Here is an 8288-nt window from a genome sequence, read left to right on the forward strand (position 1 = left end):
CGGCGACCGTAACCAGTGCGGGTGCGCGGCGCAGTCGGCCGCGCACCCGCACCGCCCCGGCGGCGAGGTGGGTTAGTTCTTAGCTACCGACGGAGCAGTTTCAGCGGAGTGCGGCGGGCGCAGCACCGGCACCAGCAGCAGGGTCGGCAGCAGCAGCAGCGGCACCGCCAGCAGCGCGCGTAGGGTGCCGACCTCGTCGCCGACCAGCCCCAGCAGCGGCGGGCCACCGAGGAACGCGGTGTAGCCGATCACCGCGACCACGCTCACCCGCACCGCCGCGTGGGCCTCGTCGTCGGCCGCCGCGCTCATCCCGACCGGGAAGCCCAGCGACGCACCCAGGCCCCACAGTGCGACGCCGATGACGGCCACCGGCCCGGAGCCCGCCAACACGGCCAGGCCGGCGCCGACCACAGCGAGGCCGATGGTGCCGCTGAGCACCGGCACCCGACCCCACCGGTCCAGCGCGATGGTGCCGACGGTGCGTCCGACGGTCATGCCCACCACGAAGACCGCGAAGACCGCCGCGCCGGCGGCCTCGCTCAGGTCCCGCCCATCGATGAAAGCCACGGCCAGCCAGTCGTTTGCGGCGCCCTCGGTGAACGCCGCCACCAGCACGAACAGCCCGATCAGCAGGGTGCGCGGCTCACGCCAGGCGGCGAGTTGCGCCCGGCGGCGGGCGGCGGGGGTGGCGTCCGCAGGGTCGCCGGTGTGATCACTGCCCACGGGCAGGAACGTCCGGGCGGCGAGTGCGGTGCCGGCCAACACGACCACCGCCACCGCGACGAGATGCGCGCCGACCGACACGTCGAACCGGGCCGCCCCGGCACCCAGCGCCGCTCCGGCCACCGAACCGAGGCTCCACCCGGCGTGGAAGCGGGGCATGATCGTACGGCCCAGCCGCCGTTCCACAGCCGCGCCCTCGACGTTCATCGCCACGTCGCAGGCGCCGGAGCCGTAGCCGAGAGCGACCAGTCCCAGGGCGACGATGGCGAACGACCCGGTCATCGTGGCGCCCAGCCCCGCCACGCTCAGGCCGACCGCGACCAGAACTGTGGCCATGGTGACGGTGCGGGCCGCACCGAACCGTTGGGCGAGCAGGCCGGAGGTGGGCATGGCGAGCAGCGCGCCGACGCTCATCGCCAGCAGCAGCAACCCGAGTCGGCCGGCGGAGAGGTCCAACGCCTCACGGACCGCCGGGACGCGGGAGAACCAGCTGCCGACGGCCAGCCCGTTGAGGGTGAAGGTGACGGCGACGCCGTTGCGGGCGAGCCGCACCGTCCGCAGAGTCGGCGATGCGGTGTCCGGGGCTACGGGTCGACTGGTGGGGGCGCTCACGGGGGTAGGTCCTCTTTCTCGGGGTGATCTCCTGGCACGATCGCACACCTGAGAGCGCTACCACCACAACCGGGAACCGCCCCTTACCGCTGCTGGTCCGGCCGGGGCATGATGTGAGCAGGCGTTGGTCCGACCGGACGGGCCGCCGCGGGAGGCGACGATGACGACAGCGGCACACCGAGCGGCCACCCTCGAGGACGTGGCCCGGGTCGCCGGGGTGTCCCGGTCCACGGCGTCGCGGGTGATCGCCGGCACGGGGTTCGCCTCGCCGGCCGCCCGCAAGCAGGTCACGGCAGCCGTCGACCAGCTCGGCTACGTGCCCAATCCCGCAGCCCGCGCGTTGGTCAGCGGCGGCGGCGTACGCCTGGTGGTGGCCGTTCTGGGCACCAGCGCCGCGGTGCTGGACGACCCGTACGTGCACCAGGTGGTCGGCGCGGCCGCCCGGGTGTGCACGCCCGCCGGTGTCGGGGTGGCGCTGTACTGGCTGCCGTTCGGCGACCCCCGCAGCCTCGACCAACTCGACGGGGATCGCAGCGTGTGCGGGGTGATCCTGGTCAACACCACCGAGGAGTTGCTGGCTGCGGTGCCCCGGTCGCTACGCGGTCGGGTGGTCTCGATCGGCGTCGGCTCGGCGACAGTGCCGTCGTTCGACGTCGACAACGCCGCCGGCTCCGAAGAGGTGCTTCGCCATCTGTACGCCTCGGGTCGCCGCCGGATCGCCATGGTGACCGGCCCCCGGTGGCTGCCCTGCGCGCAACGCCCGGTGCAGACGTACCGCCGACTCATGGCCGAGGCCGGCCTACCGGAGCGGATACTGCCCGGGGACTTCCGGGCGGCGCGCGGCCGGACGGCGGCCGGCGAGGCGCTGCGCCGCTGGCCGGACATCGACGCGATCTACGCGATCAGCGACGACACAGCGCTCGGGGTGATCGCGGGCCTGCGCGACGCCGGTGCGCGGGTGCCCGGCGACGTAGCGGTGGCCGGCTTCGACGACATTCCGTTGGCCGGGATGACCGCCCCGGCGCTGACCACGGCGAGTCACCCGGTGGGGCGGATCGCCGTCGCCGCGGCCACCGCCCTGCTGGACGGGCGCCCGGCGGCGCCGGTGACCCTGTTCCCGTCCGCCCTGGTGGCGCGGGCCAGCGCCTGAGTCGACGCTCGATCGAGCACGCTGACGGTTAACCCCGTACGGGCCGGGTAACCGCGTCGGACCTTTCGTCCACCGTGAGGAGCGCCGACCCGTGTCCGACTCCGCGCCGTCGCACTGGGACCCGGCGCCGAGCCCCCGGGACGGCCGGTTGACCGCCCGCCGCCACCCGCCGGTGGCGCCGGGCCGCACCGGGCTGGTGCCGATGACCGGCCCCGACGGTGACCGACTGGCCCTGGGGTACGCCCCGGAGCGCGCGACCGACCGTTCGGCGTACCGGTTGGTGCTGCTCCTGCACGGTGCGGGCGGTTCGGCGCGACAGGGGCTGGACCTGCTGCTGCCGGTAGCGGACGCGCAGCACCTGCTGCTGGTCGCGCCGGACTCGTCGGCGGCCAGTTGGGACCTGATCGCCGGCGGCTTCGGGGCGGACGTGGGGCGCATCGACGGGCTGTTGGCGACCGTCTTCGACACCTACCCGGTGGCCGACGTGACGGTCGGCGGCTTCTCCGACGGCGCCTCGTACGCGCTGTCGCTGGGCCTGGCGAACGGGGATCTGGTCGACGCGGTGCTGGCCTTCTCCCCCGGTTTCGCCGCGCCACCGGTCACCCACGGCCGGCCACGGATCTTCATCTCACACGGCGTCGACGACCGGGTGCTGCCCATCGACGTGTGCAGCCGCCGTCTCGTCCCGCACCTGCACGACCTCGGCTACGACGTGACCTACCAGGAGTTCCCCGGCGGCCACGAGATCCCCGCCCCGATCCGCGATTCCGCCATCGCCTGGCTCACCGCCCATCCTCCACGGGCTGAGAACCACCGTTGAGCGGTGCGGACGTCAGACCGGCGGGAGGCCGAGGGCGTCGTCGACGCGGGCGAGGACGGCGGCGTCGTCCTCCGGGTTGACGCCGCGCAGCAGGTCGATGGCCGTGGCCCGAACCTGACCGATGATCATCGCTAGAGGAAGGGTCTGCGTGGGACCGAAGAGCTGCCCGGCGGCGTGCACCGCTGCCAACGCCGACTCGTCGGCCCGGGTGGCGTGTCGGTCGGCGGTCTCCTCCTGCCCGTTCAGGTCCGCGGCGAGGGCGGCGCCGGCCTGACGGACCGCCTCGGCCAGTGACCGCAGGGCGGCGCCCAGCTCGGGTGGGGCCGGAGTGTGCAGCCGGCTGAGGGTCACGCCCGCACGGGCCAGCACCCGGACGTTGCGAACCGCGTAGTCGATCTGCCGGATCGACTCGTCCACCGAGCGCAGCCGACCGATGTGCCGACGTCGACGGACGTTGAGCCGCAGCGCCTCACCGGCGGCCAGCACACCGTCGCGCAGCCCGTCCACCCGGGCGTCCATCCCCCGCGCCTGCCGCAGCGCGGCGACCGCAGCCGGCTCGTCGCGGCCGTCCAGCGCGTCGGCGATCCCGCCGAGCAGCCCGGCCAACTCGTCGAAGGTCCGCCGTACCTCGGCGACCAGCGGCGCGAGGGGATGCCGGGCGTCGACCAGCAGGCTGGCCGCGAGGGCTACCGCGCCGCCGACCAGCGCGTCGACGAAGCGGAACGGCACCAACGAGCCGTCCGGTGGTGCGACCACCACCAGGTAGAGCGCGGAGACCGCCGCCTGCACCAGCGTCACGCCGGTGGCGCCGAAGGCCACCGCGAGGAGGACGGTGAGCAGGATGACTGTGAACACCGTCCAGGTGCTGCCCGGGCCGAGCGCCTGCACCACCAGGTCGGCGACGAGCACCCCGGCGGCGACCCCGAGGATGACCTCGACGGCCCGGCGAATGCGCTGCCCCCGGGCCTGCCCGAGGACGATCAACGCGGCGGCCGGCGCGAAGAAGGGCTGCGGGTGCCCGAGCAGCCGGGTGGCCAGCAGCCAGGCCACGGTCGCCGCGACGGTCGCCTCCAGCACCGGCCGCCAGCCGTGCCGCAACCGCCCGCCGGCAGTCCGCAGGCCCCTGAACCGCACCATCGCCCAACCTCCCCCACCCACCCACGCCGCCCGGCCCGCCGCCACGACCCCGACCCCGACCCCGGCCCCGGCCCCGGCCCCGGCCCCAGCTCACCACACCCGCCACCAGCTCACCCCGGCACACCGCCAGCTCACCGCAGCACCCTGTCCGCTCGCCCTTTGGAGCTGATGCCGTAGACGAATCAGGCGCGATGTCGTAAACGATTCAGCTCCAAAGGGCCGGCCCACGACACCATGCCGGCGGCCCACGGCATCAGGCGCGATGTCGCAAACAGTTCAGCTCCAAAGGGCCGGCCCACGACGCCATGCCGGCGGCCCACGGCATCTCGGGGCGATCGTCTCCCATCACGCGGCGGACCTGATCACCGGGCTGCTCGCGACCCGCCCGGGTGCCAGCGCGCAGACGGGCCCGCACCCAGCCAGGCCCGCACATCACCAGGCCCACACACCGTCGGGTCCGCACGCAGCCAGGCCCACACACCGTCAGGCCCACACACCGTCAGGCCTGACGGCCCACTCGCCGACCGACGCCGGGCGGGTCAGCTTCCGGTGAGGGCTCGCAGCAGCGTACGGACGGCGGCGCTCAGGTCGGCGCGGCTGGCCGTGGTGCCGGGCTGTGGGGCGCTGAGCGCGCCCGCGCCGGCCAGCCGGTCGAAGAGCAGCCCGTCCACGAACGCCACGAACTGGTCGCCCTGCCGGTCGGGGTCGGTGGCTCCGGCCCGGGTCAGCAGATCCCGGGCCTGCACCCGAAGGCCGGTGCCGTGTTGCAGGATGCCGCGCAGCTCGGGCCGGTGCACCGCCTCCAGCAGGCAGGCGTAGCGGGCGAGGCTCCGGCTGCGTCCGGTGCTCAACCAGCGGTCGAGCACCTCGGCGACACCGGCCGCGAGGGCGTCGAGGTCGCCGCTGTCGAGCCGGGGGGCGGACGTCGGGGTTGGCGGGCCGGTCGGCAGGTCGTACGCGGCAAGGTCGGCCCGGTCCCGTTCGGCGAGCCGTCCGACGACCGCCTCGATCAGCGCCTGCCGGGTCCGCAGGTACGCGGAGGTGGTGCCTGGCGGCATACCGGCGCGGCCGTCGACCGCCCGGTGGGTCAGGGCTCGCATGCCACCGTCGGCGATCAGTTCGATGGCCGCGTCGGACAGTGTCGCGATCCGGTTCACCCGCGCCGTCATGGCACTTCTCCCTCCTGGTGGTCCGGAGGTAGTATCACTCTTCTACAGGTGTAGAAGGAGGATCGACATGGACGACTCACACGCGGTGGTGGTGGGCGCCGGCATCGGCGGGCTGAGCGCGGCGCTCGCCCTGCACCGGCACGGGTGGCGGGTCACAGTGCTGGAGCGCGCCCCCGAGATGCGCGAGGTCGGCGCCGGCCTGAGCCTGATGGCCAACGCCGTGCGCGCGCTGGACGCCCTCGACCTCGGTCCGGCCCTGCGCCGCGGTGGGCACGGTGAGGCGCCCGGCGGGATCCGCAACCGGCACGGGCGCTGGTTGTCCCGGGTGGACGCCTCGGAGATGATCAGGCAGCTGGGCACCACGGCGCTCGGCGTGCACCGGGCCACGCTGCACCGCATCCTGCGCGAGGCTCTGCCGGCGTCGTCCCTGCACACCAACGCCGTGGTGGAGCACGTCGAGTCCGGCCCGGACCACGCCGAGGTGCGCTACCAGGGGCCGGACGGCCCCCACACCCTCACCGCCGATCTGGTGGTCGGCGCCGACGGCCTGCGCAGCCGGGTCCGCGCCCAGCTCTGGCCGCAACACCCCGGCCCGGTGTACGCCGGATCGACGACGTGGCGGGCGGCCATCGCGTTCCCCGATCCGATCCCGGCCGCCATCACCTGGGGGCCGGGAGCCGAGTTCGGCATGGTGCCGATCGGCGACGGCCAGCTCTACTGGTACGGCGCGCTGAACGCCCCGCCCGGCGGCCACGCCCCCAACGAGCTGGCGGCAGTGCGGGAGCGCTTCGGCGGATGGCACGACCCCATCCCGGCGCTTCTCGCGGCAACCCCACCCGACGTCGTGCTGCGCAACGACATCCACTACCTGGCCGAGCCGCTGCCCTCGTACGTGCGGGGCCGGGTGGCGCTGCTCGGCGACGCCGCCCATCCGATGACACCCAACCTCGGGCAGGGCGCCGGCCAGGCGATCGAGGACGCGGTGGTGCTCGGCGCGGTCTGCGCCAGCGGCGCCGAGGAAGTGCCGGCCGCCTTGGCCGCGTACGACGAGCAGCGTCGAGGGCGCAGTCAGTCCGTCGCCCGTGCCTCCTACATCGCTGGGCGGTTCGGACAGCAGCTGCACAACCCGATTGCCTTCGCGATGCGGACCATCGCGTTGCGACTCACCCCGGGCAGGGTCGCCCTGCGCAGCATGGCCCGCTACGCGGACTGGCGACCACCGGCGGGCTGAGCCGGCCCAGCGATCCGGCCGGTGGCCAGTGCGGCGTACTCCGCGGAGGCGAGAAACTCGGTCAGCACCTCCACTGTGCCCGGCGTCCACTGACGACCGTCGAGCACTTCGGCACCGGGGACGAAGAGCATCGCGGCGCCCTCGCCGAGCACCACGTCCTCCTGCCGGGCCCTGGTGCTTCCGAGGAAGTAGTGCTTGACCCGGGCAAGCTCGGGCAGCGATTGCACGGCGACCGGTTGCAGTGGCCCGTCGGCCCGCAGGCCGGTCTCCTCCAACAACTCCCGCTCGGCGGTCTGCTCCGGCGTCTCCCCCGGCTCGCCGTGGCCGCCGGGCAGCCCCCACACGTTCGGGTGGTGCGTCGCGTCGCCGTCGCGCAGCTGCAACAGCAGCTGCCCGTCGGGATCTACCAGCAGGACGCACGCGACAATTCTCATCCGACCAGACTACGGCCGGCGAGGAACCGTCGTGACCCCAAAGCTCCAGAATAGTCAATCGGGTCGTCGTCGGGGCTAATCAAAGGCGACAGTGCGCCGGTACAATCGGCGACTTCGTTGTGACCGATCGCTGACTGCTGATAGTGAAAGCGATCACACACACTGACCCCATGAACAGGAGAGTCAACCGCGGTAGGGCACTCCGCGTCGCGGTGTGCCTCCTTCTTCTCGCCGCGCTGAGCGGCTGCATGCAACTCAACATGGGGTTGACCGTCAACGCCGACGACACTGTCGACGGGCAGCTCCTGCTGACGGCCCAGAAGTCGGTGCTGAGCGGCCGCAACAAGAACCTCCCGGTCGCCTTCGCGGAGTTGCGGCAGAACATCCCCGCCCTACCGGCCGGCGAGGAAACCCTCTACCAGGACGACACTTTCTACGGCTCCCAGATCAGTTATCGCAAGGCGCCGCTGGCCGGTTTCGACACCGAGAGCGTGAAACTGGTCCGGGACGGTGATCTTTACCGCTTCACGCTGCCGCTCGATCCCAAGAAATATGGCGGAAAGGTTGCGGAGCAGAATCCGCAAAACCAACAGGCGTTCCTCAAGCTCATGTCGTTCGAGATCTCGGTGACATTTCCCGGCCGGGTGATCGACAGCAATGGCACCGTCAACGGCCGTTCGGTCAGTTGGAAGGTCGATCCCAACCAGGAGAAGCCAGCCGAGCTGCGGGCCGTGGCCGAGGCGCCACCACGACCGTCCACCTCGCCGGTTGCCGCCGGCGAGGAGGATGACGGCGGATTCCCCTGGCTGCTGGTCGTCGGCGGTGTCCTCCTCCTGCTGCTGCTCGCCGCTGTGGGCGTACTCCTGGTTCGTCGCCGTCACCCCGCGGCGCCGGCTGCGCCCGGTCCGACCCCGCCGCCGGGCCCGCCCGCCGGCGCTCCGGGGCCTGGCTGATCCACAGGACCCCACCACCGACGACCCCCGCGCAGCCCTCCAGCGCTGGCTCGACCGCC

At 73.2% G+C, this 8288-nt stretch carries 8 protein-coding genes; 4 read left to right on the top strand and 4 right to left on the bottom strand.

Annotated features, from left to right (window positions below; genetic code table 11):
• Positions 1-72: 72 nt before the first annotated feature.
• A complete protein-coding gene (locus AB0C20_RS20720) occupies positions 73-1335 on the bottom strand; it encodes an MFS transporter (protein ID WP_357188150.1) in 1263 nt (420 codons plus the stop codon).
• A gap of 160 nt (positions 1336-1495) precedes the next feature.
• Between AB0C20_RS20720 and AB0C20_RS20725 the strand changes: the two genes are divergently transcribed.
• A complete protein-coding gene (locus AB0C20_RS20725; RefSeq protein ID WP_357188152.1) occupies positions 1496-2485 on the top strand; it encodes a LacI family DNA-binding transcriptional regulator in 990 nt (329 codons plus the stop codon).
• 91 nt (positions 2486-2576) lie between these two features.
• Positions 2577-3305, top strand: a complete 729-nt coding sequence (locus AB0C20_RS20730; protein ID WP_357188154.1) for a phospholipase — start codon at positions 2577-2579, stop codon at positions 3303-3305.
• Between the two features lie 12 nt (positions 3306-3317).
• Here AB0C20_RS20730 and AB0C20_RS20735 read toward each other — a convergent pair whose 3' ends face one another.
• Together AB0C20_RS20735 and AB0C20_RS20740 are read right to left on the bottom strand one after the other, a co-directional pair.
• Positions 3318-4442: an FUSC family protein gene (locus tag AB0C20_RS20735; protein ID WP_357188156.1), complete on the bottom strand. Its 1125-nt coding sequence runs from the start codon at positions 4440-4442 to the stop codon at positions 3318-3320.
• A gap of 539 nt (positions 4443-4981) precedes the next feature.
• The gene (locus tag AB0C20_RS20740; RefSeq protein ID WP_357188158.1) at positions 4982-5611 is read right to left on the bottom strand and encodes a TetR/AcrR family transcriptional regulator; all 630 of its coding nucleotides are present in this window, start codon (positions 5609-5611) and stop codon (positions 4982-4984) included.
• A gap of 67 nt (positions 5612-5678) precedes the next feature.
• Here AB0C20_RS20740 and AB0C20_RS20745 point away from each other — a divergent pair, with 67 nt between their 5' ends.
• Entirely contained in the window at positions 5679-6842 is a 1164-nt protein-coding gene (locus AB0C20_RS20745) for an FAD-dependent oxidoreductase (RefSeq protein WP_357188160.1), read from the top strand.
• Here AB0C20_RS20745 and AB0C20_RS20750 read toward each other — a convergent pair.
• Positions 6812-7276, bottom strand: coding sequence for an NUDIX domain-containing protein (locus AB0C20_RS20750; protein WP_357188162.1), 465 nt, complete (start codon positions 7274-7276; stop codon positions 6812-6814). The genes AB0C20_RS20745 and AB0C20_RS20750 overlap by 31 nt on opposite strands.
• Before the next feature lie 170 nt (positions 7277-7446).
• On the opposite strand from AB0C20_RS20750, the gene AB0C20_RS20755 reads away from it, so the two are divergent.
• Positions 7447-8229 carry a DUF3153 domain-containing protein gene (locus tag AB0C20_RS20755; protein ID WP_357188164.1) on the top strand — a complete coding sequence of 261 codons (783 nt, stop codon included), beginning with the start codon at positions 7447-7449 and terminating at the stop codon, positions 8227-8229.
• Positions 8230-8288: the final 59 nt, after the last annotated feature.

Origin of the sequence: Micromonospora sp. NPDC048843 (assembly GCF_040649965.1) — a bacterium.
GTDB lineage: Bacteria > Actinomycetota > Actinomycetes > Mycobacteriales > Micromonosporaceae > Micromonospora > Micromonospora hortensis.

Bases quoted from the DNA above. Each gene is read 5' to 3' on its own strand.
- AB0C20_RS20755 (WP_357188164.1), top strand. From the start codon at position 7,447: ATGAACAGGAGAGTCAACCGCGGTAGGGCACTCCGCGTCGCGGTGTGC.
- AB0C20_RS20735 (WP_357188156.1), bottom strand. From the start codon at position 4,442: ATGGTGCGGTTCAGGGGCCTGCGGACTGCCGGCGGGCGGTTGCGGCAC.
- AB0C20_RS20745 (WP_357188160.1), top strand. From the start codon at position 5,679: ATGGACGACTCACACGCGGTGGTGGTGGGCGCCGGCATCGGCGGGCTG.
- AB0C20_RS20750 (WP_357188162.1), bottom strand. From the start codon at position 7,276: ATGAGAATTGTCGCGTGCGTCCTGCTGGTAGATCCCGACGGGCAGCTG.
- AB0C20_RS20740 (WP_357188158.1), bottom strand. From the start codon at position 5,611: ATGACGGCGCGGGTGAACCGGATCGCGACACTGTCCGACGCGGCCATC.
- AB0C20_RS20725 (WP_357188152.1), top strand. From the start codon at position 1,496: ATGACGACAGCGGCACACCGAGCGGCCACCCTCGAGGACGTGGCCCGG.